This window comes from Arthrobacter sp. CAN_A6, from assembly GCF_015751715.1.
GTDB lineage: Bacteria > Actinomycetota > Actinomycetes > Actinomycetales > Micrococcaceae > Arthrobacter_D.
The window spans coordinates 378,313-400,063 of sequence record NZ_JADOUV010000001.1 but is presented as its reverse complement, the minus strand read 5'-3'; the positions used below and the strand labels follow the sequence as shown (position 1 = coordinate 400,063).

Sequence of the window (21,751 nt, the reverse complement as noted above, 5' to 3'; positions counted from 1 at the left end):
AGTTCCTGCAGGCACCCCGGACCGGGGATAAGCTCAGAGCTAGTATCCCGACGGCCCGACCAGACGCGAAGGACTCCATGAACACCAACGACGGCGGCACCGCGCAGCGCGCTGCGCTCATCCTCAACCCCATCAAGAACACGGGCCAGGACGTGCGGGAGATAGTCGCGAGGATGTCAACTGACAACGGGTGGGCGGAACCCCTCGTCATCGAGACCACGGCCGAGGACCCGGGCCACGGGCAGGCCCGGGAGGCGCTCGAGGCGGGGGTCGCCGTCGTGATCGCGGCCGGTGGCGACGGCACCGTCCGCTGCGTGGCGGAGGAACTGGCAGGCACCGACACGGTCATGGCGCTGGTGCCTCTCGGCACGGGCAACCTGCTGGCCCGGAACCTCGAGATACCCGTGGACGACCCCGAGGGCGCGGTGGAGACGGCATTCGGGGGTACCGAGCGGCAGATCGACGTGGTTCATGTGACGGTGGACCGCGCGCAGGACGCGCAGGTGTTCCTGGTGATGGCGGGTCTCGGATTCGACGCGGCGATCATGTCGGACACGAGGGACGACCTGAAGGACAAGGTGGGCTGGCTTGCCTACGTCGACGCCGGACTCCGCAACCTTCCCGGCAAGCCTGCCCGGACCACGATCACGATCGACGGCGGTAAGCCCTTCGATCGGAGGCTGCGCAGCGTCATGGGCGGCAACTGCGGAAAGATCATGGGTGGCCTTGAAATCTTCCCCGGAGCAAAACTCGACGACGGCCTGATGGACCTCATGACGGTAGCCCCGCGGGGCAAGCTCGGCTGGCTCGCGGTAGCGGGCAAGCTCTTTGCCCGCGGGAAGGGCAAGGATCCCTCACTCGAATATTTCCAGTGCAGCCGCGCCGAGGTGCAACTCCACGAACCCCTGGAGGTCCAGCTCGATGGCGACCCCCTGGGCAAGGCCACCCACATGGTCTTCGAGGTGAAGCCCAATTCACTGAGGTTGCGTATGCCCCATGGCAAGAAGGATCCGGCGATCCTCAGCGACCCGCTCCCCTAGTGCGGGAGCGGGTCGGACCCGTGTCCGGGCGCGTGGATCACGAAAGCTCGGACCGGCCCTGCCGCCAGTAACCCATGAACGCGACCTGTTTGCGGTCGATCCCGACGTCGCGCACCAGATAGCGGCGCAGGCCCCGCACGATCGCGGCCTCGCCCGCGATCCACGCATAGAACGGCTGGCTGCCGGGCAGCCGGCCGGGATTCGGCGTGGCCTGGAGCACTGAGGCCTCCAGCCGCTGCGGCGTCTCCCACAGGATGGTCCTGTCGATGTCCACCTCTTCGGGCTCCGGCCCGGCCAGCGCTGTGGCAGCCTGCGTACGGCCCGAAACCACCGAACCCGGCGACTGGACGACTGGCGTTCCGGGCACGAAGTACCTGGACAGGGACACCCAGCCCGGAACGCGTACCGCCGTGCGGACCGCCTGGTCCAGGAGCTCCCCGTGTTGCCGGGCGCCGCGCGCAAGCCACGTGATCCGGACCGAGGACGCCGTGCTGACCTCCTGGAAGTCTGCCGGATCGGGCACCTCGAGGAAAGCATCCCCTCCCACATGAGCCGGCAGTGACTCGAGGATGGCGCACACAGCAGGAACCGCCGTCTCGTCGCCGGCAAGCAGGACGTGTTGTGCCAGCCCCGGGCTCCACTCGATGCCGCCATAGGATCCGGCGGTGGTGCACTGGGCGGCGGCGGCATTGGGTCCGATCAGGCACACCCGATCTCCCGGCGCTGCTCGAGCAGCCCACTGCGACGCGGGACCTCCCCTGCCGTCGTCGTCGAAATGCATCACGAAGTCCACGTCGATCTCGGGCTCTGCCAGGTGACCCCGGAAGTTCCGCACGGTGTAGGTACGCATCGACCCGCGCTCGGCCGGCTCCAGGCCGAGCCACTGCTGGTACCAGCCGGCACCGTCCCCTTCGCTCTGCATCAGGGCCCCGATATCCGGGCACGTCCGCCCTTCGCCGGGGATGATGACCTTGATCCGCAGATCCAACAGGGGCCCGGCCACCCCGAAACCGGTGAGGCATGCTCCTGAGAAGGTGATCCGCTGGAAGTTCGCGCCGACTCGCTCCACCCGGCTCACGACGACGTCGAACGCCGTTACGGCAGGTATCGCCGACGTCCGCTGCACTGCCTTCTGGGAAATGTCCGTCATGATGCAGCCTTTGCTTGGGTAGGAATGGTGTCCTGCGGGTTGGAGAGGAAGCCGTTCCGGATCGCGGGGACCTGCGGTTGGATGCCGGGTTCGTCCGGCGCGGCACTGTGGTGCCGTCCGAGCGGCACCACCATGGGCGTGCCGCTGACGGGGTCCGGAATCACTCTGCATTCGAGGTTGAAGACGCCGCCCACCGTCTCGCGGGTGACGACCTCGGAGGGTGTGCCCTCCGCCACGATCGCGCCGTCCTTCATGGCGATGAGGTGGTCCGCGTACCGCGCCGCGAGGTTGAGGTCGTGCAGGACGATGACCACTGTGGTTCCCGCCCGGCGATTCAGGTCCGTCACGAGGTCGAGTACTTCGATCTGGTGGGTGACGTCGAGGAACGTGGTGGGCTCGTCGAGCAGGAGGATGTCCGTCTGCTGGGCCAGGGCCATGGCGATCCATACCCGCTGGCGCTGACCGCCGGAAAGCTCGTCGACGTTCCGCTCGGCGAGCTCCAGCGTGTCGGTGGCTTCCAGCGCATCGGCCACGGCGTCGTCGTCGCTGGACTTCCACTGCCGGAACCACCCCTGGTGGGGGTACCGTCCTCGTCCCACGAGGTCGGTGACGCTGATGCCGTCGGGGGCAACCGGTGTCTGGGGCAGGAGGCCGAGCGTCCGGGCGACGGACCGCGTGGACAGGGAGTGGATGTCCTCGCCGTCCAGCAGCACTGTCCCGTGTGTGGGCTTCAGGAGCCGGGCGAGCCCCCGCAACAGTGTCGATTTTCCTGAGGCGTTGGCTCCGACGATGACGGTGATCCTCCCCGCGGGCAGGATCACCGACAGGCCGTCGACGACGGTGCGTTCGTTGTAGGCAAGAGTCACCGACTGCGCCTGAAGGGTGTGCGGATTCTCTCCGGTGTTTCCATGGGACATGTCAGCCTCCCTGGCCTGCTCGGTTCGCCGTGACGAGAAGCCACAGCAGGAAAGGCGCCCCCAGGGCGCCCGTGATCACGCCGACCGGCAGCGAGACGCCGGGAACGAGGTTGGCGGCAATGAAATCCGCGGCCAGCACAAGAACCGCGCCGACGAGCGCGGCCATGGTCAGCGACGGTGCTCCCTTCAGGAGCCGGCGGGCGATGGGCCCGGACAGGAAGGCGACCGAGGCAATCGGGCCGGCGGCGGCCGTGGCCAAGGCAGCGAGGGACACCCCGGTGATCAGCAGCGCCAATCGGGAGGCCTCGACCCTGATGCCGAGTCCGGCGGCCGCTTCGTCGCCCAACTCGAGGCCGCTGAGGCTCCGGGAAAACACCACCGCGGCCGGGACCAACACCAGGAGCCCCCAGAAGAGCACCGTTGCCCGGTCCCAGTTGCTCGAGTTGAGTGACCCGGTCAGCCAGACGAGGGCGTCGGCGGCCGTGCGGATATCGGTGCGGGTGATGAGGAAGTTGACGAGCGCGTGAAGCATGGCGGCGAATCCGATGCCCACGAGGATGAGCCGATAGCCGGCAACGCCCCCACGCCGGGAGATGGCGTAGATCATCGCCGCCACCGCAAGAGCCCCGATCAGGGCTGCGGCCGAGACGCCGGCTCCTGCTGCGCCGAAGACCACGATCGCGGTGACCGCGGCCGCGCTGGCCCCGTAGCTGATGCCGATGATGTCCGGGCTGGCGAGCGGGTTGCGGAGCATGGTCTGGAAGATGGCGCCCGCCACTCCGAAGGCTGCGCCGACCAGCACCCCGACGACGGCGCGCGGCAGCTTGTTCTCTAGGACGATGAAGGTGGCGCCGGGAATCTCCGCACCACCCAGGATGCGGAAGAAATCGGGCACTGTGACGGTGTAGGTGCCCAGCAGCACGTTGACGGCGAACAGTGCAGCGACAAGGCCTGCAGCAAGCGCACACCGCCGGCGCGTCGAACGACGGCGGACGGCGCGCACCGTCGGCGGTCGGACTCCGGAGCCGTCGCCCGTTCCCCCGAGGCGCGGCCCGCGCTGCCCGGGGGAAACCTTCCGGTCCACCGCACTGCTCACAGCTGGGCCATCCTGCGCTGCCGGACCAGCCAGATGAACACCGGGGCTCCCACGAGCGCGGTCATGACTCCCACCTGCACTTCGGCGGGCGGCAGGATCACACGGCCGAGGATGTCGGCCGCAAGGAGCAGCACCGGCCCGAGCACTGCCGAGAAGGGAAGAATCCAGCGGTAGTCGGGCCCCGTGACCAGACGCACCATGTGCGGGATGACCAGGCCCACGAAGGCGATGGGGCCCGCCGCTGCGGTGGCGGCACCGCAGAGGGTCACGATGCCGACCGCCGCCACGGCACGGTTGCGGCCGACGCTCTGGCCGAGTCCGCGGGCCACGTCGTCACCCAGGACGAGGCTGTTGAGTGCCTTGCCTGTCGCAATCGTCAGGACGAGGCCTGCGAGGATGAAGGGAAGGACGGTCAGGATCACATCCCAGCCACGCCCTGAGAGTGTGCCCACCTGCCAGAACCGGAACCGGTCCAGGGTCTCCTGACTGGAGACCAGCACGGAACTGGTGAGGCTCCCGAATCCCGCGGCCAGGGCCGCGCCGGCGAGTGCCAGCTTGACCGGCGTCGCTCCTTCGCGTCCGAGGCTTGCGACGGCATAGACGACGACGGCGGCACAGGCCGCGCCCGCGAAGGCGAACCAGATGTAGCCCGAGGCAGTGCTGACGCCGAAGAGATAGATGGCGACGACGACGGCGAGCGAGGCTCCGGCGTTGATGCCCAGGATGCCTGGATCACCCAGGGGGTTGCGTGCCACTCCCTGGATGGCCACCCCTGCCACTCCAAGGGCCGCCCCTACCAGGAGCCCGGTCACCGTTCGGGGAATCCGGGAAAGCACTACTGCGTGATCCCCGTTGGCGGGGTCGTAGGAGATGAGGACGTCGATCAGGGTGGGAAGGCTGATCGCACGGGCTCCGATGGTGAGTGACGCAGCGCAGATCACCGCAAGCAGCATGCCCGAAATCAGGAGGTGGAGCATCCGCCGCCGATACCGGGTCCGGCGGGGGGGATCGCCGCCGTCGGATCCGGCTTTGACCGCCCGAGGGGTCTCGTCGAGCGGCTGTACCGCCATTGAGCACCTCCCCAGCCGGATTTCGGTCTGAAGTAAGGCTAGCCTACCTTTGCTCCAATTAGGAAACGAGTTTGTACCCTAATTGGAGCAAAGGCGCCGTCGGCACCTGGATGCGTCAGGAGGCGGTGGGCGGCGTACCATCGCCGAAGGGCCGCCCGCCGAGACGCTCGCGGCCGTGGCCGGAGTGCCAGTTCGCGAGATCCGGCCCCTTGGGCACGATCCCGGTGGGGTTGATGTCCTCGTGGACGATGTAGTAGTGGTCCTTGATCTGCTGGAAGTCGATCGTGTCCCCGAAGCCGGGTGTCTGGAACAAATCCCTTGCGTAGCCCCACAGCGCAGGCATCTCCGTGAGCTTGTTCCGGTTGCACTTGAAGTGGCCGTGGTACACGGGATCGAAACGGACCAGCGTCGTGAACAACCGGACATCGGCCTCCGTGATGGTGTCCCCGACGAGGAAGCGCTGGTGGGTCAGCCGCTCCTCCAGCCAGTCCAGCGCGACGAACAGCCGATCATAGGCGGCTTCGTAGGCTGCCTGTGAGCCTGCGAACCCGCAGCGGTACACGCCGTTGTTCACTTCCGTGAAAATCCGCCTGTTGACGCGGTCGATCTCCTCCCGCAACGGCTCCGGATACAGGTCCGGGGCACCCTCCCGATGGAACTGCGACCATTCGGAGGAGAAATCGAGGGTGATCTGCGGGAAGTTGTTCGTGACAACAGCACCGGTGGGAATGTCGACGATCGCAGGAACGGTGATGCCCCGCGGATAGTTCGGGTCGCGCCGGAAGAACGCTTCCTGGAGCCGCTCGATGCCGAGCACCGGATCCCTGCCGCCTGGGTCGAGGTCGAAGGTCCATGAACGGCTGTCGTGCGTGGGCCCGGGAGTCCCGAGGGAGATGGCCTCCTCCAGCCCCAGCAGCCTGCGGACGATGATGGCCCGGTTCGCCCAGGGGCAGGCCCGCGCTGCGATCAGGCGGTACCTGCCCGGTTCCACCGGGAAACCGTCCACTGCGTTCCGGGTGATCCGCGTTTCGATGTAGGCGGTATCCCGGGTGAACTCCTCACCCGAGGTGACGTAGGCACCTTTGGTGCTGTGGTCGGCACTGGATCGTGCCTGACCCTGTTCGTGTTCCTGCTCTGTTTCCGACATCTCGTCAGTCCCGATCCGTTAGCTGTTGTTGGATTCGCGTTCGTACTTCTCGCGAAGCTCACGTCCGGTGTTGACCGTCTTGAGTTCCTTTTCGTGCTTCTTCTCTGCAGCCTTCGAGTCGCGCGGCGGCAACTGGATGGTTTCCTCCGCCTCGATGCCGGCCTGGAGCTGGCGGCCACGCTCCATTTCGGCGTCGAACTCGGCGCCGAAGAGGAGCGAGAGGTTGGCGAGCCAGAGCCACAGCAGGAAGATGATGACGCCGGCGATCGCACCGTAGGTGGCCTCGTAGCTGCCGAAGTTGGCGACGTAGAACGAGAACGCCGTGGTGGTGATGGCCAGGACCAGGAGGGCGATGAAAGCGCCCATGCTCATCCAGCGCATCTTGGGCTGCTTCACATTGGGTGTGCCGTAGTAGAGGACGGCGATCATGGCGACGGCGAATGCCACCATGACCGGCCACTTGGCGATGTTCCAGACGGTGACAGCTGTGGGGCCGAGGCCGATCGTATCGCCGACGGCCTCGGCTACCGGGCCGGACAGCACCAGCAGCAGGGCCATGATCACGATCAGGACCAGGACGATCACGGTGATGAGGAGCATCTGCGGGCGGAGCTTCAAGAAGGGACGGCCCTCTTCGACCTCGTAGATCCGGTTCATGGCACGTGAGAAGGCGGTGACGTAACCCGAGGCTGACCAGATGGCGCCCAGCAGACCGATGATGAAGGTGAGTCCGGCGGCCTGATTCGAGGCCAACTGCTGGACGATCGGCTCGATGGTGTCAGTGGCCCCGCCCGGGGCGAACTGACCGATGATCCCCATGATCTGGTTCGTCGTCGCCTCCGCCTGCCCGAAGAGACCCAGCAGCGACACCAGGGCGAGGATACCGGGGAAGATCGACAGGACCGCGTAGTACGTCAGCGCCGCTGCGAGATCCGTGCACTGGTCCTTGCCGAATTCACCGAGGGATCGCTTGACAACATAACCCCAGGCGGGTTTGGCCATGTCCTTCGGGTCGTCGGGCTTCCGGGGATCATTGGGGTCCGGCGCATTGCGAGCCTTCTGGGACGTTGGATTGTTCCTGGCGTCGCTTGCCGCCTGGCTCTTGCTGCTCACAGTTACCTCCCCAGGACGCCGCATCCCGGACGTCGAATCAGATATTGTCTTCCCTATAACTGCACCATAAGCGTGCTTACTAGTCCAGTCCGTAACAGGAGTGCCTGGAGACGGTGACGCACAGGAGGAGTCCCCATGCGAATTGCCGTTATCGGTGCCACCGGAAATGTCGGTACGGCGCTGTTGCGAAGGCTGCACCGCGCAGCAGCGGAGCGGGAAGCTGCGGGGCTCGAGCCCCTCTCCATCACTGCAGTTGCCCGCCGCGCTCCCGACATCACCGCCCAGCCCTACGGCGGGGTCCACTGGCACACCCTCGACGTCGGAACGGACGGCGGGCGCCTGGAACTCACCGCCGCACTGAAGGGCATGGACGCCGTCGTCCATCTTGCCTGGGCCATCCAGCCGAACCGCGATGAGGCAGCGATGTACCGCACCAACGTCACAGGTACGGCGAATGCGCTCCGTGCGGCCGCCGACGCCGATGTGCGGCAGTTCGTCTGCGCCTCGTCCGTGGGCGCCTACTCGCCCGCGGACAAGGATTCCCGCAAGGACGAGTCCTGGCCGGCAGGAGGCATTTCCACCTCGCACTACAGCCGCCACAAGGCCGAGCAGGAAAAGCTGCTCGACCGCTTCGAGGCCGATCACCGCGACCATATCGTGGCCCGTCTGCGTCCCGGCCTCATCTTCCAGCCCGACGCCGGCAGCGAGATCGGGCGGTACTTCCTGGGCCCCCTCATCCCCAAGGTAGTGCTGGGCCGGATTCCGCTGCCACTGGTCCCCATCCCCGCACAGCTCATCTTCCAGGCAGTGCACGCCGACGACGTCGCCGACGCCTATTGGCGGGTGGTCGACCAGCGGGCATCGGGGGCCTTCAATATTGCCGCCGAGCCCGAGCTCACGCCGGCCCGCGTCGCGGAGGTGCTGGGTGCCCGTCGCGTACTCGACATTCCCGTGGGGCTGCTCCGCGCACTTGTGGCGCTCAGCTGGGGCATCGGCCTGCAGCGTACAGATCCCGGGTGGATCGACATGGCGGCGCTTGCGCCGGTTCTGGACACGAGCCGCGCGAGGACCCTGCTCGGCTGGTCGGCGGAGCACTCGTCACGGGATGCCCTGATCGCTGTGGTTGACGGCCTGCGCACCGGAACCGGACTGCAGGGCTCCCCCACCCTGTACCCGCGGTAGGGCTTCAGTACAGGAAGATCGGAAACCATGCACGGTTGTGGGCGTGCAGCAGCACAAGGAACAGGACGAAATCGAAGAGGAGATGGACGCTGACCACGTAGGTGAGTGACTTGGTGCGCGCGAAGATCCAGCCCTGCACCAGCGCGAACGGATAGATGAGGAAGGGGCCCCACGCGTGAAATCCGAGCTCCCACAGGAAGGACGTGAACACCACTGCCTGCAGGATGTTGGCCTGCCATTCCGCGATGTGCCGGCGCAGGAGCGTGAACACCGTGCAGATGAAGAACAGCTCGTCCCAGATTCCCAGGACGTTGGTCCCGAGGAAGAGGCGCGCGACGCTCCCGGCATCGCTCGCCGCGGGCCAGTTCTCATAGACGCCGCTGGGAATGAGGTATACGGGCAGCAGCAGGTAACCGATGACGACGACGGCGGGTAGGTACCAGCGCTCGAGGCGTGTCCACTTCTGCGCGGTGAGGACGGGAAACCGGATGGCATGTTCGCGGTAGAGGAACCGCGAGATGAGGTAGGGCAGGGCGACGGCGGCAATCATCGCGCTACCCATGAGGGCCATGTGGCTCACACTGATGTCGGTGGTGATGGGGACGGCGTCCATGATCAGGATTCCGAGGGCGATCAGGCCCAGATCCCGGAACAGCCCCCGGTTGATAACGGCCGCAACTCCGAGTGCTGCTGCGAGGAGGAGCCAGCCCTGCCACCGCAGGTCGAGACCGAACAGCAGGAAGCCGGAGAGCGCCATCATCCCCGCCGGGATGACGTTCCGGGTAGCATGCCGCACAGCCGGTGGCTCTACCGCGGTTCTGGACATGCACCAGAGCCTACTCCCGCCCCGCCCCTTGTCCGCTGACGAATCCACTCCGGCGATCGTTGTTCCCGGCTGGATGGACGGTGGAGGATGGGAAGACGCCTTTTCCTTTTTTCGAACCCTTGAAGGAGTGCCCTGTGGAGTACACCTACGACGTCCTGGTCATCGGTGGCGGTCCCGCGGGGATGGCCGCCGCAACACGCGCCGCGGAACTGGGGGCGCGAACGGCCGTGGTGGAACGCTCGGCGCTCGGCGGTACCTGCGTCAACTCCGGCTGCGTGCCCACACGGGTCCTGGCCAAGACCGCAAGGCTCTTCCGCGAGGTCCGCACCGCGTACGACTACGGCATCGTGGTGGCGGAGCCCTCCATCGACTGGGAGAAGACCGTCCGCCGCGTGCATGCCACTGTGGAGCGGGTACTCGACGCCAAGGGGTACCAGGCAACACTGGAGCGCCTCGGCATCGAATTGCTCCGCGGGCAGGCGGTATTCACCGGTGATCACACGATGTCGGTCGACGGCGTCGAGCTCAGCGCGCGTTCCATCCTCCTGTGCATCGGCGGCGACGCCCGGCGGCTTCCCATCGAAGGTGCAGGGCTGTCCATCCTTCCGTACGAGGTCCTCTCGCTCAAGGAGCTTCCCGCCGTCGTCGCCGTGATCGGTGGTGGGCACACCGGTGCGCAGTTCACCACGATCTTCCAGGCCCTCGGCTCCGAGGTCCTGTTGCTGGATCTTGCTCCGCGGATCCTGACCACCGAGGACGACGACGTCTCGGCGTCCGTCACCGCGAGCTTCGTCTCGAAGGGCGTCCAGGTCGAAACCGGCATCGACGGCATCGACGGCATCACGCAGGGGGCGGACGGAACGCTGACCATCACCTGGCAGCGCGACGGCGAGCCCCTGGCCCGGGACGTCGACGCCGTCGTCATGGCCGCCGGGTGGCCTGCGAACCTGGCCGGCCTCGGACTGGAGGCGGCCGGCGTCGAAACGGCGCCGTCCTTCATTCCGGTGGATGACTACCTGCGCTCGAATGTGCCGCACATTTTCGTTGCGGGTGACGCCAACGGCAGCAGCATGCTGGTGCAGGCCGCGGTGTTCGAAGGCGAGACCGCTGCCGAGAACGCCGTCCTGGGTGCCAACCGCACCACCCCGCATCACCTGCTTCCGGAGGGCGGCTTCACTGATCCGGACTACTCGGGAGTGGGACTCACCGAGGCGAAGGCGAGGGAACGGGATTCGGAGTGCCACGCCGTCGTCGTCCCGTATGCCGTAGTGGAGCGGCCCATCATCGATGACCGTGAGCAGGGGTTCCTGAAACTCGTGACCGACCGCCACCGCGAATTGATCCTGGGGGCCCACGCGGTGGGGGAGAATGCGGTGGAGGTCATCCAGGCAGTGGCATCCGCCATGGCAGCCGGAACGGATCTGGCAACGCTGGCGCGCGTGAAGTTCGCCTACCCCACCTACAGTGCGGTCATCGGGCACGCTGCGAGGGCTGCACTGCGGAAGTAGGCGCACTCCGCCGCCGCCAGTATGCGGCGAGCGCAGCGCCCGAGACGTTGTGCCACACAGAGAAGATGGCGCCGGGCAGAGCCGATTCGGGAGTGAGATACTGCCTCGCCAGGCCGGCGGCGAGCCCGGAATTCTGCATTCCCACCTCGATCGCCGTGGTGCGACGCGCAGCGACCGGAAGCTGGAAGAGCCTCGCAGCACCGTAGCCCAACGCGTAGCCCAGCCCGTTGTGAAGGATCACCGCGGCCAGAACCAGCAGGCCTGCCGACAGGATGATCCCGGCGCTTCCTGACACCACGGCCACCACCACCACGGTGATCGCGGCGACGGACACCCAGGGCAATGCCGGAAGGCAACGGTTCACGAGGCCCGGCAGGAAGAAGCGCACTGCGAGTCCGAGGAGCACCGGAACCAGGACGATCTGCAGGATGGACCCGGCCATCGATCCGGCGTCCACCGGCATGTATTGGCCTGCCAGCCACAGGGCCAGCACGGGCGTGAGCACTGGGGCGAGGAGGGTTGACACCGAGGTCATCGCCACCGACAGGGCAACATCGCCGCGGGCTAGGTAGGACACCACGTTCGATGCCGTACCTCCCGGGCAGCAGCCCACCAGGATGACCCCGGCAGCCAGCGCGGGGGGCAGACCGAGCAGCGCCGAGACAAGCCAGCCGAGCAGCGGCATGATGGCAAACTGCGCCAGCACGCCGATGACCACGGGGATCGGCCGCCGCACCACCAGTGCAAGGTCAGGCGGAGTCAGGGTCAGCCCCATGCCGAACATGATGACGCCGAGCAGCGGATTGATGAGCGGAGCAAGTCCGGTGAAGGCATTCGGCGTCAATACCGCCAGCACGCCGCCGGCAAGGATCAGGAGGGGGAACAGGGTCACGGCGATGCGGGCGCTGCGTTCCTCGGCGGAGGGCTGTGGGGACGGCGTCTTGGTCATGGTTAATGGCTTATCACGTGCCCCGCCCTATGTCCGACTGCTAGGGTTTGTGCCACCCAGCAAAGGCAAGGGTGCTTCGTTTCGCAGCAACAGCGCAGGGGGAAGAACGGCGACCATGGACAAGAAATTTACCGCCACCGAGGAATCCAGCAGCAAGCATCCACACGACTGGGGACGCGCGATGGCCGTCGCCATCAGCAGGCTCGCTGACATGGCACGGGAAGCGGGCGATGAATTCGAGCATGAAGCCCTGTTGGGCGAGGATCTGCACCTCTTCGTCGAAGACACCGATGACGGTGTGGATATCACCATCTCGTGGACACCCCGCGAGCAGAAAGCACTACCCGCTGCGTCTCCGGACGAAAATTCGGTCCAGTGATGCCGGCCTACGTTGAACGGTCCTGATCACGCGGAGCGCCTTGTTCGCTCGCGGCAGGAGCTGCTGCCGGCACCGCCCTTGGATGGCGCCGACAGTTCTGAAGAGCCCCACGCAATAAAAGTAAGCAACCTTAGTATCATCGGGGTACTGTTGAAGAAACTCGCCAACCGACATTACTGGGAGGATCCCATGTCTGCACAGAACCCTGATCCGGAGGACGACAAGATCACCGGCCTTGAGCCGGGTGGGGGCGTGCCCCCGGGTGAGACACCACCGGGAGAGGCCAGTACCGCCTGGGAGATGGGACACGACGAGGGTGGGCCGTCGAAGGGCTCCTCCAAGATCTGGCTTGCAGTGATCGGCGTTGTCGTCCTGCTGTTCATCCTGATGATCGTCGGCTACATCGTCGGTATTCTTTCCTGACGTGAGACGCCGAACGGTCAGCCGACCCTTCGAGGCATTTCCCCGGGACAACGAAAGCCGCCGACCAGTCCCTGGACTGGTCGGCGGCTTTCGTTGCGATATGGCTCTACCGGGAGTAGTACTCGCTCAGCTCCCGCTCTTCCTCAGCAGATAATTCGAGGTCACTCGCGGTGTCCGGCGAGTCGCTGATCTGCTTCTTGGTCCACTGGAGATGGAGGTCGGTTCCTTCGAAGTGAGCACCGTCGAGTGGCACGTAGTGCTTGCGGGTATTGAGCAGGCCGAACGACAGCGTCACCCAACCTGGGAGGCCCGATGCCTTCTCGAGGTGAACCTGGTTCACTTCTCCCAGCTTGATGCCTTCACTGTCCCAGGCCGTAGCCTCCTGCAGTTCATTGAGTTCAAGCTTCTCCATGGTGTCTCCCTTTCATCCGGCGGCCCGCAGTTCGCTTACCATTCCAGCCCAGATGAGCCGCAAGGGCAACGTCGAGGGGAACTACGCCTTGTCGGCCGCTTCACCCAGCAGGGGAAGGAACTTGTCGAGCGCCCAGGGCAGGCTCAGCGGATTGGCCGCAGAGATGGACAACGTCAGCGTATTGTCACTGTCGGCGACCAGTGCACCGGTTTCAACTGCGGGAATTTGACTGAGCAGCGGGTCGGTGCTGATCGCTTCCTTGGTTGCGGCGTCCGGAACCCAGGTCACGAAGACGTCGGACTCGAGCTCATTGGCGCGCTCCGCGGACCAGGGGATGAAGAACTCCGTGCTGTCCTGCGTGTTCTCGGTGACGACGTCGGCCTGGATCATTCCGAGTTCGCTCAGGAATCGGGGGCGGTTGTCGTTGGCCGTGTAGATGTTGACGCCGTCGGCTCCTGCCGGCTCGAGGTTGCCGTAGATGAACGTCTTCCCCTCGATCTGCGGGTACTCGGCGGCAGCGCCGGCGATCGCCTCTTCGGTCCCGGTGATGAGTTCGCCGGCCTGGTCCGCCAGCCCGAGAGCATCGCCGATGATGCGGGTCGAATCCTGCCACGCGGTTCCATAGGCAATCTCGGGGTAGGCGACGACCGGTGCGATCGCGGAAAGGGTGTCGTAGTCCTCCTGCGAAAGGCCCGAATAGACACCGAGGATCACGTCAGGATTGGTGGCGGCGATGTCGTCGAAGGGAATACCGTCCGCCTCGGAGTACTGCGCGGGCGCGTTCTCACCACCGATGGCCGCGTCGAGTTCCTCGAGCTTGGCATCCTTCCACGGCGTCGACCCGTTCTCGTTTCCACCGTAGGCGTCGATCGGCATTCCCACAGGAACGACGCCGAGTGCCAGGGACACATCGGCGTTCACCCAGGAAACGGTCGCCACGCGCTCGGGCTTTTCTTCGATCGTCGTCTCGCCGAAGGCATGTTCGATGGTGACGGGGAAAGCGTCGGCTGCGCCGTCGTCGTTCCCACCCGTCGCTACCGAGCCGCCGTCAGCGGGGCCGGTGGAGCAGGCCGAAAGGGAGAGGACTGCGATGGCGGCAGCGGCGAAAAGACCGCGCATACGAGGGGGGGCCATGGGGCTCCTTGACTTCTGTGGCCACTGATGGCCTTCCGGACGGGATAGAAGTAAGGCTAGCCTAAGCGAGAATAATTACGAAATGGTTTTGTGGCCTAATGCGGTCAGGAGCCCGATTCCCGCGCCTTTCGCGTCTCCCGATCGTTTGCCTTCTGCAGGGCGTCCACGAGCTCCGCCTTGGACATGGAGGACCGGCCCGGCACCTCCAGCTCCTTCGCCAGGGAGTACAGGTGGTCCTTCGACGCATTGGCATCCACTCCACCGGCGGTAGCGCGGGAGGTGTTCGACCCGCCTGCCGCCCGGGCGTCGGAGGGGCCGTTCTCCTCCTTCGGCTCCCAATGGTCCCCGACCTTCTCGTGGCTGTGCTTCAGTGCCGCATAGGCGGTGCGGTGCGCCCGCTCGCCGTCGCCGTACTGCTCCTCGGCTGACTCGAGCGTCGCGGCGTAGGTTTTCTTGGCCTTTTCGTCGGAGCGCTGCAGCGTGCTGGGCAACTCTTCCTCGTTGACCTCGCCCTTTTTCGTGAACCGTCCCATCGGGGTGGCCTCCTGTCGATCGGCTTTTTCGTTCTTCGATGGTAGGCCCCACCGACGCCGTCGAGACAAATTGTTGCATATAGCAACCATCGACTGCCGTATGCACACCGAAAGCGCCGTCCTCGGTCCTTTCATCTCTGATCTCGGTCGATGTGCTGGCGGCCCTGTCCATCCCCAGCCGGGCCGGGATACGTTACTTGCACTCACCCGAGCCAATGGAGGACTACAGGATGACCAAGCTGGCCGATACATCACGAACCTGGGCACTGGGCATGGCTGCCCTCGTGGCAGCCCCGCTCATAGTGGCCGCCCCCGCCCAGGCTGATGCCAACTTCCCCTCGACCGAGGGCAACACGAACATTTCCAGCATCCTCACCTACGACGAGACCGTGAAGGAACTCCTGAAGCTGGAGAGCACCTCGCGCTTCGGCGTCGATGTTTTCACGCTGGCAGAAGCCGGCACCGAGGTGAACACCAGCGAGCAGGGCAGGGACCTGTACGTCGCCACCGTCGGCGACGGTCCACAGGATGTATGGGTGCAGGGTCGTATCCACGGGAATGAGCCCTATGGTGCCGAAGCAATCCTGAGCCTTCTCAAGGATCTCGGCACCAACGGCTCTCCGCAGTATGAGGAGATCCGGGACGCCTTCACCGTCCACTTCATTCCTATGTACAACCCCGACGGGAGCGAGTTGAACATCCGGCAGACCGTTCTCTGGGACAGCACCTCCGACCAGCCGCGGGTAGGTGCCGATGGTCGAAACCTCATCGTCGACCTCAACCGCGACTGGGTTGCAGGTAAATTCGAGGCACGCGAATCCCTCGCGTTCTACGAATACTGGACCATGGTTGATCCCGCCTACGGCATCGACATCCATCACCAAGGGCTGAAAAAGGAATTCGGGACCGGCGACGACGTCACCCTGTCGCTCGGCATCTCACTGGCACCGGGCGGCCCCACGCTTCCGACCCTCGAGGGCGGGCTGTACGACATCCTGACCCGGCAGATGCACAGTTACGTCTATCAGGAGCTCTCCGGTACGGGCTACATCAACATGGACCGCTACCAGGTGGGCAATGGACTCGAAATCGACATCAAGGGCGGAGTGGTCTCGGCGATGATGCTGGGTCTCAATCATCAGGGGCTCAATCCGGAGGCCCATTCGAACCCCGTTGTCTTCTTCGAGACCTCCGGCAACACCAGCGACGGCTCCCTCGGACAGAAGGCGCGCGGCAAGAGTATCCAACAGAACATCCTTGCGATGCGCACGCTCCTCCACGGCCTGGCCACCCAGGAGGTCCAGGCCACCGATCCGGAGGTGTGGGAGCAGATCCCCCACCAGCCGGTCACCGGTTACAGCACCGACTACGCAGGCGTCATCCCCGTTACTCCGTAACGGTCAGCAGGGACGACGACGGCGGTCACGGCCACCGCCGTCGCCCCTGTGCCTATGGCACCCTCGACGGTTGCCCGGGTCCACCGGCCGCCGGCGGGTTTCCGACGTCCTGCCCGTAGACATCATCAGCTGCCGCGCCGGCCTCGTGTTTCCCGGGCTACCAGGAGTCCGCCGGCACAGAATGCGAAGGTCGCGACCAGAACGAGCAGCAGCGGGGCCGTCCAGCTTCCGGTCGCGGAGTGGATGGCGCCGGCCAGGGGCGGGCCCGCGGCCGCGGCGAGATAACCCCAGGCTTGTACCTTTGCGGACATGACCGCTGCCTCGCCATCCGACCGCGTGGCCCGGGCGACGATGGAGAAAATAGTGGTGAAGCCGCCACCCTGGGCGATCCCGCCGGCGATCGACCACACGACGTACAGCTCCGGTGCCACCAGGAGGCCCAGCGGAAGGCTGACCCACAGGAGTCCGATTACCGCCACGGGAAACCACGGTTGGGAGCGTGTCACGAGCACGGCCGCTCCGAGTGCGCCCGCTATGGCGGAGACCTGGAAGAGTGATGCTGCCGCACCGGAAGCGGCCAGACTGAGCCCACGGGTCTCGAACAACAGCGTCGGCAGCCACGCTGTGAGGGCATAGTAGGCGAATGCCTGCCCGGAGAACGCCACAGTCAACAGCCACCCGATACGACCCACCCGGCCGGAACCCCGCGGTGGGGATGGGCTGGTGGAATCGATTCGGGGCGTGCGGGCCCGCCTGCGTGAAACGACCAGCCAGAAGATGAACCCGGCGAGGGCCAGAACGCCCCAGCCCGCCAGGGTCCAGCGCCACCCCACCACCGCGGCCAGTGGCGCGGTGCCCAAGGAGGTGATCATCGATCCGACGTTGAGCGCCGAGGTGTAGGCGGCGGTTACACCGGACACCCGCTGCCAGGGCACGTCGCGTCGGATGAGCACCGGGACAACGATGTTGCCGACGGCGATCGCAGCGCCGATGACAATCGTGCCGAACAGCACCACCGGTGCCGGCCCGACCGATCGAATTCCAGATCCCACCAGGACACCGAGAAGGCATAACAGGACAGCAGCCTCCGGGCCCGCGCGACGGATCACACGAGACGCCAGCGGGGTGGCGAGCGCGAAAAGGAGCACGGGCAGACTGGTGAGCAGACCCGCCCCCACCGCTGAGAGGCCGACATCCGCCTGGATGTCCGTGATGACCGGCGCCGGTGCGACTATCGGCCCGCGCATGCTGAGCGCCACGAGGATTATCCCGATGACGGTCCACGGCAACGCCCCGGAAGTAGTGAGTAGCTTACGCGTGGGGTTTCTCCTTCAGGCGGGCTGCGGGTGCTACCCGAGAGCCTTCAGGTACTTCGCCAGCTCCCGGGGAGCCGACCGCGGTGCGACGGCTTCGACGGCCGCGTTGTAGTTGGTGTTCGTGTTGACGTCATAGGTGAGTACCCGGCCATCCGCCGTTTCGATGAACTCGATCCCGCACACCTCAAGGTTGTTCCGCCGCGCGAATTCCTCGTAGCGGGCAAGAATCGGATGGTCGAAGTCCTCCCGGAGGCTGAAGAGTTGCTGGCCGGGCTCGGGCTCGATCGTCGCCCCGGGCGGCATGATGGGCTTGCCGCTCACCGGGTCGATGGCGCAGGCATCCGCCGGGCAGAGCTGGAACCCACCGCGCGCAGTGTCGGCCTTGATCGCGTACACGAACTTCCCACCCACGATCTCGGCGCGCGTGATGAACGGCTCGGCGGCGTGGATGAATTCCTGCACCAGAGTGATGCCGTCCTGCGGCTCCTCGAACTCGGCGGAATCCACGTAGGCAGTGAGCTCGTCGTGCGATTCGAATTTCCGCACCCCGAGACCCTTACCGCCCTGGTTGTGCTTGATGATGAACGGAGCCTGGAAGTCCCTCGCCGCCTCGACGATGCGCTCACGGCCGATGGCGGCAACCGTACGGGGGGTATCGATACCGGCTGCACGCAGCGCCGTCAGCTGGTCCACCTTGCTCATTTCGAGCTCGAGGACGCGCCGCCCATTGACCGTCCGGCGCCCGTGGGACTCCAGCCAGGACAGGACGGAGCGTGCGTAGTCCTTCGACAGATGGTGCTCACGGGTGTGCGCCGAGGCACTGATGCGGGACCAGAAGATTCCCTCAGGAGGCGCGGAGTCGAGGTCCAGCACACCGTCGGTGAGGAGCCACTCGACGACGTCGACCCCCTCCTGCTCGAAGGCTCGGGCGAACGGCGGGAACCATTCGGGGTTCTCGTGCAGGGCGTAGACAGTGGTCACGGGTTTCCTCCCGGTCGGAAAGCGGTTGAATCAAGTGGCGAAAAGGGCATCGTTACCGACAACCCGGAGTGCCGGGCACCTATTCCGGCTCAGCCGCCGATGAAGATGCCGTTGCCCGGCCCCAACGGAAGGTCCAGCACGAAGAACACGCTGAGAATTGCCACCCACGCAAGCCAGAACGGTACAACGAACGGCAGCATGCGCGCCATGAGGGTACCGAGGCCTGCCTGCGGCTCGTATTTACGCAGCATGGTCAGCAGCACGATCATGTAGGGGTTCAGCGGGGTAATGACCTGTGTTGCGGAATCGCCCACACGGAATGCCGCTTGGATGAAGGCCGGTTCATACCCGAGCAGAACGAACAACGGCACGAATACGGCGGCCATCAGGGTCCACATCGCGGACCCGGAGATGATGAAGAGGTTCAGGATCGACGCCAGCAGGATGAAGGCGAGGATTGCCGGGTACCCGGTGAGCCCGATGGCCTGCAGCCCGCCGGCGCCGGCGACGGCGATCCACTGGCCGATTCCCGACCAGTTGAACAGGGCGATGAACTGCCCCAGGATGAACGCCAGCACGAGGAAGCCGGCCATGTCCTTGATGGCCTCACCCATGACGCGCGGTACGTCCCTGCCCGTGGTGATCGTGCCCACCACCTTCCCGTAGACGAGGCCCGGCACGGTGAAGAGCGTGAAGACGATGAAGACGATCGAGCTCAGCAGCGGCGACCTCGGAAGGAATCCGCCCTCCTCATTGCGCCACGGTGAGCCGGGAACAACCACTGCGAGAACGATGACGACGGCGACCACCGCGCCCACGATCAGGGCCCACTTCAGGCCACGCGCCTCGACAGGCTCAAGCTCCGATTTCAGCGTGATGACCGGTCTGGATGCGCCGGCGGACTTCGCCCCGGGAGTCGCGCCGGCGACCGTCCCGCCATTCGCCTCGTCGTCGTCGTCGTGCACCTCATCGACGGGCACACCTTGGCGAGCCAGCCGCGGTTCAAGGACCTTGTCGATGATGAAGCCTGCGATCAGCATCAGGACGATCGAGGACACCACGTTGAAGTAGTAGTTCGACACCGGGGTCACGACGGAGCCGGCATTGGGCAGGGTCTCGGTGACCGCTGTCGTGATTCCCGCGAAGAGCGCATCGAGGCTCGTGACGAGGATATTGGTCGAGTAGCCGGCGCCGGCTGCGGCGAATCCGCCCAGCAGGCCGGCCACGGGGTGTCGTCCCGCGGCCTTGAAGACGAGGGCGGCGAGGGGCGGGATGACGACGAAGGCGGCGTCGGACATGATGGAGCCCGTTACGCCTACGGCGCCGACGGCGTACGGCAGCGCCCAGCGCGGGGCAGAACCGAAGGCCTTGCGGATCAGCGCCGCCAGCAGGCCCGACTTCTCGGCCACACCAACGGCCAGGAGGATCGGCAGGACAGTGGCCAGCGGCGGGAATCCGAGGTAATTGGCGCCGAGGTTCTGGGTCAGCCAGATCAGCCCCTCCGCGGTGAAGAGGCCCTTGATGGCGGTGACCTCCTCCGCTCCCGGAATCTGCACGGTGACGTTGGCCCACGCCATGACGGTGGTCAGGACCGCCGTGATGCTGAAGAGGATCAGGAACAGCATGAAGGGGTCGGGAAGCTTGTTCCCCACCTTCTCCACACCGGTCAGGAAGCGATCGGTCACACTACTTCGGGTCTCTGCAGGTGATGCCACGGGCACGTACTCCTAGCGGATCGCGGGTCAGTTGAAATAGGAGGGGACGTCGATGGCGCCGCCCGAGGATTCGAACTCCTCATGCACCGTGCGTTGCAGGTCCTTGTCGCACAGATAGTCGAGCGCCGTGAGCGCAAGGCCCGCTGCGCCGTCGGACGCCCCCTGCTCGGCGGCCTCGGTGTTCGCCGCTGCGGCGAAGCCCTCGGTGTGGAGAGCCGTCCCGGGGTCGGCGATGCGGATGAGCGGGTGGATGCCCGGAACGCGGTAGCTGACGTTTCCGAAGTCCGTGGAGGCGGCGAGCGTCTCGGAGACGACCCCCAGCGGCAGCGGTGAGCGCCCGCGCCGTTGCTGGGCCGCGACCCAGCGGCCGGTCAGGGCATCGTTGGTGCGGATGGGCAGCGACGGCGGATGCTCGTCCCACAGCAGTTCGACGCCGGTGCCGGTCATCAGGGCGGCGCCCCGGGCAACGTCCTCGAGCCGGTAACTGAGATCCTTCAGGGTTTCGGGGTGCTTGGAGCGGGCGTAGAGCTTCATCACCGCGCGGCCGGGAATGATGTTGGGACTCTGGCCACCCTCGGTGATGTTGCTGTGCACCCGGTCCGACGGCGGCAGCTGCTGCCGCAGCAGCCCGATGCCCTGGTAGGTGAGGTTGGCGGCGTCGAGCGCGTTCCGTCCCATGAACGGCTGGGCGGAGGCGTGCGCTTCGACGCCGGTGAAGGTGATGGTGAGCAGCCGGCGGCCGAGCCACACCTGGTCCGCGAGGTCATAACCGTAGGGGTGCACCATGATGGCGGCGTCGACGTCGTCGAAGGCCCCGTGACGGGCCATGATCTCCTTGCCCGAGTGGCCTTCCTCAGCGGGCGTCCCGAGGAACACCACCCGTCCGGGGAGCTGGTCGGCCACGGCCGCGAGAGCGAGGAACGCTCCGATGCCCGCCGCGGCGATGACGTTGTGGCCGCAGGCGTGGCCGATCCCCGGCAGGGCGTCGTACTCGGCGAGCACGGCGATCGTCCTGCCCCGGGAGCTGTCCCCAACCTCGGCCCGCACTGCGGTTTCCACCCCGTGGACTCCCAGTTGAGCCTCGATTCCTCGGTTCGTGAGGATCTGGTGAAGGAGTTTCGCGCTGGCGTGTTCCTGGAACGCCGTCTCAGGATGGGCGTGCAGGGTGTGGACCACGGAGTCCAGTTCACCGGATAATTCGTTGACCGCTCGCTCGACCTCCGTCACGAGGTCCGCAGGCGCACCGGTGAACGGAGACTCCTGAACTGTGGCGGCGCCCAGCAGTCGTCGTGTCTCGGAGTCGATCTGCTGAAGGTACGCGGGATCCGGAACTGTGGGTTCGGTCATCTGAGTAGCTTAGGCAACTATTGCCCGGAAGGCAGCGTGCCGGGTAAATCCGGGGTAACAAAGCTTCTCCTGTCCCTTCGCATGAAACCCGACCCGGCATCGGCTTCACTGTGGCC

21 protein-coding genes are annotated in these 21,751 nt (G+C 65.9%); 6 read left to right on the top strand and 15 right to left on the bottom strand.

Translation table 11 applies throughout. From position 1 onward, the window contains the following. Window positions 1-77: 77 nt before the first annotated feature. Window positions 78-1,040 carry a diacylglycerol/lipid kinase family protein gene (locus tag IWX75_RS01990; RefSeq protein WP_196820565.1) on the top strand — a complete coding sequence of 321 codons (963 nt, stop codon included), beginning with the start codon at window positions 78-80 and terminating at the stop codon, window positions 1,038-1,040. Window positions 1,041-1,077: 37 nt separating this feature from the next. Here IWX75_RS01990 and IWX75_RS01985 read toward each other — a convergent pair whose 3' ends face one another. The 6 genes from IWX75_RS01985 to IWX75_RS01960 form a co-directional block, all read right to left on the bottom strand. Then, the gene (locus tag IWX75_RS01985; RefSeq protein ID WP_196820564.1) at window positions 1,078-2,190 is read right to left on the bottom strand and encodes a siderophore-interacting protein; all 1,113 of its coding nucleotides are present in this window, start codon (window positions 2,188-2,190) and stop codon (window positions 1,078-1,080) included. After that, entirely contained in the window at window positions 2,187-3,107 is a 921-nt protein-coding gene (locus IWX75_RS01980) for an ABC transporter ATP-binding protein (protein ID WP_196820563.1), read from the bottom strand. The genes IWX75_RS01985 and IWX75_RS01980 overlap by 4 nt, the downstream gene beginning before the upstream one ends. Before the next feature lies 1 nt (window position 3,108). Then, window positions 3,109-4,110, bottom strand: a complete 1,002-nt coding sequence (locus IWX75_RS01975; RefSeq protein ID WP_196820845.1) for an iron chelate uptake ABC transporter family permease subunit — start codon at window positions 4,108-4,110, stop codon at window positions 3,109-3,111. A gap of 89 nt (window positions 4,111-4,199) precedes the next feature. Continuing rightward, window positions 4,200-5,273 carry an iron chelate uptake ABC transporter family permease subunit gene (locus IWX75_RS01970; RefSeq protein WP_196820562.1) on the bottom strand — a complete coding sequence of 358 codons (1,074 nt, stop codon included), beginning with the start codon at window positions 5,271-5,273 and terminating at the stop codon, window positions 4,200-4,202. 115 nt (window positions 5,274-5,388) lie between these two features. Further along, on the bottom strand, window positions 5,389-6,420 hold the full coding sequence (locus IWX75_RS01965; protein WP_196820561.1) for a glutathione S-transferase family protein: 1,032 nt from the start codon (window positions 6,418-6,420) through the stop codon (window positions 5,389-5,391). A gap of 18 nt (window positions 6,421-6,438) precedes the next feature. After that, a complete protein-coding gene (locus tag IWX75_RS01960) occupies window positions 6,439-7,533 on the bottom strand; it encodes a YihY/virulence factor BrkB family protein (RefSeq protein WP_334684041.1) in 1,095 nt (364 codons plus the stop codon). Between the two features lie 135 nt (window positions 7,534-7,668). Between IWX75_RS01960 and IWX75_RS01955 the strand changes: the two genes are divergently transcribed. Beyond that, window positions 7,669-8,715: an NAD-dependent epimerase/dehydratase family protein gene (locus tag IWX75_RS01955; RefSeq protein WP_196820559.1), complete on the top strand. Its 1,047-nt coding sequence runs from the start codon at window positions 7,669-7,671 to the stop codon at window positions 8,713-8,715. Window positions 8,716-8,719: 4 nt separating this feature from the next. Here the strand turns inward: IWX75_RS01955 and IWX75_RS01950 are convergent, their stop codons facing one another. Next, a complete protein-coding gene (locus IWX75_RS01950) occupies window positions 8,720-9,541 on the bottom strand; it encodes a CPBP family glutamic-type intramembrane protease (RefSeq protein ID WP_196820558.1) in 822 nt (273 codons plus the stop codon). 134 nt (window positions 9,542-9,675) lie between these two features. Here IWX75_RS01950 and IWX75_RS01945 point away from each other — a divergent pair, with 134 nt between their 5' ends. Continuing rightward, a complete protein-coding gene (locus IWX75_RS01945) occupies window positions 9,676-11,049 on the top strand; it encodes a dihydrolipoyl dehydrogenase family protein (protein WP_196820557.1) in 1,374 nt (457 codons plus the stop codon). Here the strand turns inward: IWX75_RS01945 and IWX75_RS01940 are convergent. Beyond that, window positions 11,012-11,998 (bottom strand): bile acid:sodium symporter family protein, encoded by a 987-nt coding sequence (locus IWX75_RS01940; RefSeq protein ID WP_196820556.1) that lies wholly within the window; start codon window positions 11,996-11,998, stop codon window positions 11,012-11,014. The genes IWX75_RS01945 and IWX75_RS01940 overlap by 38 nt on opposite strands. Window positions 11,999-12,113: 115 nt before the next feature. Here IWX75_RS01940 and IWX75_RS01935 point away from each other — a divergent pair, with 115 nt between their 5' ends. Beyond that, window positions 12,114-12,377, top strand: coding sequence for a hypothetical protein (locus tag IWX75_RS01935; protein WP_196820555.1), 264 nt, complete (start codon window positions 12,114-12,116; stop codon window positions 12,375-12,377). Between the two features lie 189 nt (window positions 12,378-12,566). Beyond that, on the top strand, window positions 12,567-12,800 hold the full coding sequence (locus IWX75_RS01930) for a DUF6480 family protein (protein ID WP_196820554.1): 234 nt from the start codon (window positions 12,567-12,569) through the stop codon (window positions 12,798-12,800). A gap of 106 nt (window positions 12,801-12,906) precedes the next feature. On the opposite strand, the gene IWX75_RS01925 is transcribed toward IWX75_RS01930, so the two are convergent. The 3 genes from IWX75_RS01925 to IWX75_RS01915 form a co-directional block, all read right to left on the bottom strand. After that, window positions 12,907-13,212: a PRC-barrel domain containing protein gene (locus IWX75_RS01925; protein ID WP_196820553.1), complete on the bottom strand. Its 306-nt coding sequence runs from the start codon at window positions 13,210-13,212 to the stop codon at window positions 12,907-12,909. 81 nt (window positions 13,213-13,293) lie between these two features. Continuing rightward, on the bottom strand, window positions 13,294-14,346 hold the full coding sequence (locus tag IWX75_RS01920; protein ID WP_196820552.1) for an ABC transporter substrate-binding protein: 1,053 nt from the start codon (window positions 14,344-14,346) through the stop codon (window positions 13,294-13,296). 104 nt (window positions 14,347-14,450) lie between these two features. Further along, window positions 14,451-14,879, bottom strand: a complete 429-nt coding sequence (locus IWX75_RS01915; protein ID WP_196820551.1) for a ChaB family protein — start codon at window positions 14,877-14,879, stop codon at window positions 14,451-14,453. Window positions 14,880-15,109: 230 nt separating this feature from the next. Between IWX75_RS01915 and IWX75_RS01910 the strand changes: the two genes are divergently transcribed. Next, window positions 15,110-16,276: a M14 family zinc carboxypeptidase gene (locus IWX75_RS01910; protein WP_196820550.1), complete on the top strand. Its 1,167-nt coding sequence runs from the start codon at window positions 15,110-15,112 to the stop codon at window positions 16,274-16,276. A gap of 125 nt (window positions 16,277-16,401) precedes the next feature. Here the strand turns inward: IWX75_RS01910 and IWX75_RS01905 are convergent, their stop codons facing one another. The 4 genes from IWX75_RS01905 to IWX75_RS01890 form a co-directional block, all read right to left on the bottom strand. Further along, window positions 16,402-17,535 carry an MFS transporter gene (locus tag IWX75_RS01905; RefSeq protein WP_334684040.1) on the bottom strand — a complete coding sequence of 378 codons (1,134 nt, stop codon included), beginning with the start codon at window positions 17,533-17,535 and terminating at the stop codon, window positions 16,402-16,404. A gap of 90 nt (window positions 17,536-17,625) precedes the next feature. Then, on the bottom strand, window positions 17,626-18,573 hold the full coding sequence (locus IWX75_RS01900; protein ID WP_196820548.1) for an ATP-grasp domain-containing protein: 948 nt from the start codon (window positions 18,571-18,573) through the stop codon (window positions 17,626-17,628). A gap of 89 nt (window positions 18,574-18,662) precedes the next feature. Continuing rightward, complete coding sequence (locus tag IWX75_RS01895; protein ID WP_196820547.1) at window positions 18,663-20,288, bottom strand: AbgT family transporter; 1,626 nt, start codon at window positions 20,286-20,288, stop codon at window positions 18,663-18,665. A gap of 27 nt (window positions 20,289-20,315) precedes the next feature. Further along, a complete protein-coding gene (locus IWX75_RS01890; protein ID WP_196820546.1) occupies window positions 20,316-21,635 on the bottom strand; it encodes a M20 family metallopeptidase in 1,320 nt (439 codons plus the stop codon). Between the last annotated feature and the right edge of the window lie 116 nt (window positions 21,636-21,751).

Bases quoted from the DNA above. Each gene is read 5' to 3' on its own strand.
- IWX75_RS01950 (WP_196820558.1), bottom strand. From the start codon at position 9,541: ATGTCCAGAACCGCGGTAGAGCCACCGGCTGTGCGGCATGCTACCCGG.
- IWX75_RS01920 (WP_196820552.1), bottom strand. From the start codon at position 14,346: ATGGCCCCCCCTCGTATGCGCGGTCTTTTCGCCGCTGCCGCCATCGCA.
- IWX75_RS01965 (WP_196820561.1), bottom strand. From the start codon at position 6,420: ATGTCGGAAACAGAGCAGGAACACGAACAGGGTCAGGCACGATCCAGT.
- IWX75_RS01915 (WP_196820551.1), bottom strand. From the start codon at position 14,879: ATGGGACGGTTCACGAAAAAGGGCGAGGTCAACGAGGAAGAGTTGCCC.
- IWX75_RS01985 (WP_196820564.1), bottom strand. From the start codon at position 2,190: ATGACGGACATTTCCCAGAAGGCAGTGCAGCGGACGTCGGCGATACCT.
- IWX75_RS01935 (WP_196820555.1), top strand. From the start codon at position 12,114: ATGGACAAGAAATTTACCGCCACCGAGGAATCCAGCAGCAAGCATCCA.
- IWX75_RS01980 (WP_196820563.1), bottom strand. From the start codon at position 3,107: ATGTCCCATGGAAACACCGGAGAGAATCCGCACACCCTTCAGGCGCAG.
- IWX75_RS01955 (WP_196820559.1), top strand. From the start codon at position 7,669: ATGCGAATTGCCGTTATCGGTGCCACCGGAAATGTCGGTACGGCGCTG.
- IWX75_RS01930 (WP_196820554.1), top strand. From the start codon at position 12,567: ATGTCTGCACAGAACCCTGATCCGGAGGACGACAAGATCACCGGCCTT.
- IWX75_RS01890 (WP_196820546.1), bottom strand. From the start codon at position 21,635: ATGACCGAACCCACAGTTCCGGATCCCGCGTACCTTCAGCAGATCGAC.
- IWX75_RS01925 (WP_196820553.1), bottom strand. From the start codon at position 13,212: ATGGAGAAGCTTGAACTCAATGAACTGCAGGAGGCTACGGCCTGGGAC.
- IWX75_RS01910 (WP_196820550.1), top strand. From the start codon at position 15,110: ATGACCAAGCTGGCCGATACATCACGAACCTGGGCACTGGGCATGGCT.
- IWX75_RS01970 (WP_196820562.1), bottom strand. From the start codon at position 5,273: ATGGCGGTACAGCCGCTCGACGAGACCCCTCGGGCGGTCAAAGCCGGA.
- IWX75_RS01990 (WP_196820565.1), top strand. From the start codon at position 78: ATGAACACCAACGACGGCGGCACCGCGCAGCGCGCTGCGCTCATCCTC.
- IWX75_RS01940 (WP_196820556.1), bottom strand. From the start codon at position 11,998: ATGACCAAGACGCCGTCCCCACAGCCCTCCGCCGAGGAACGCAGCGCC.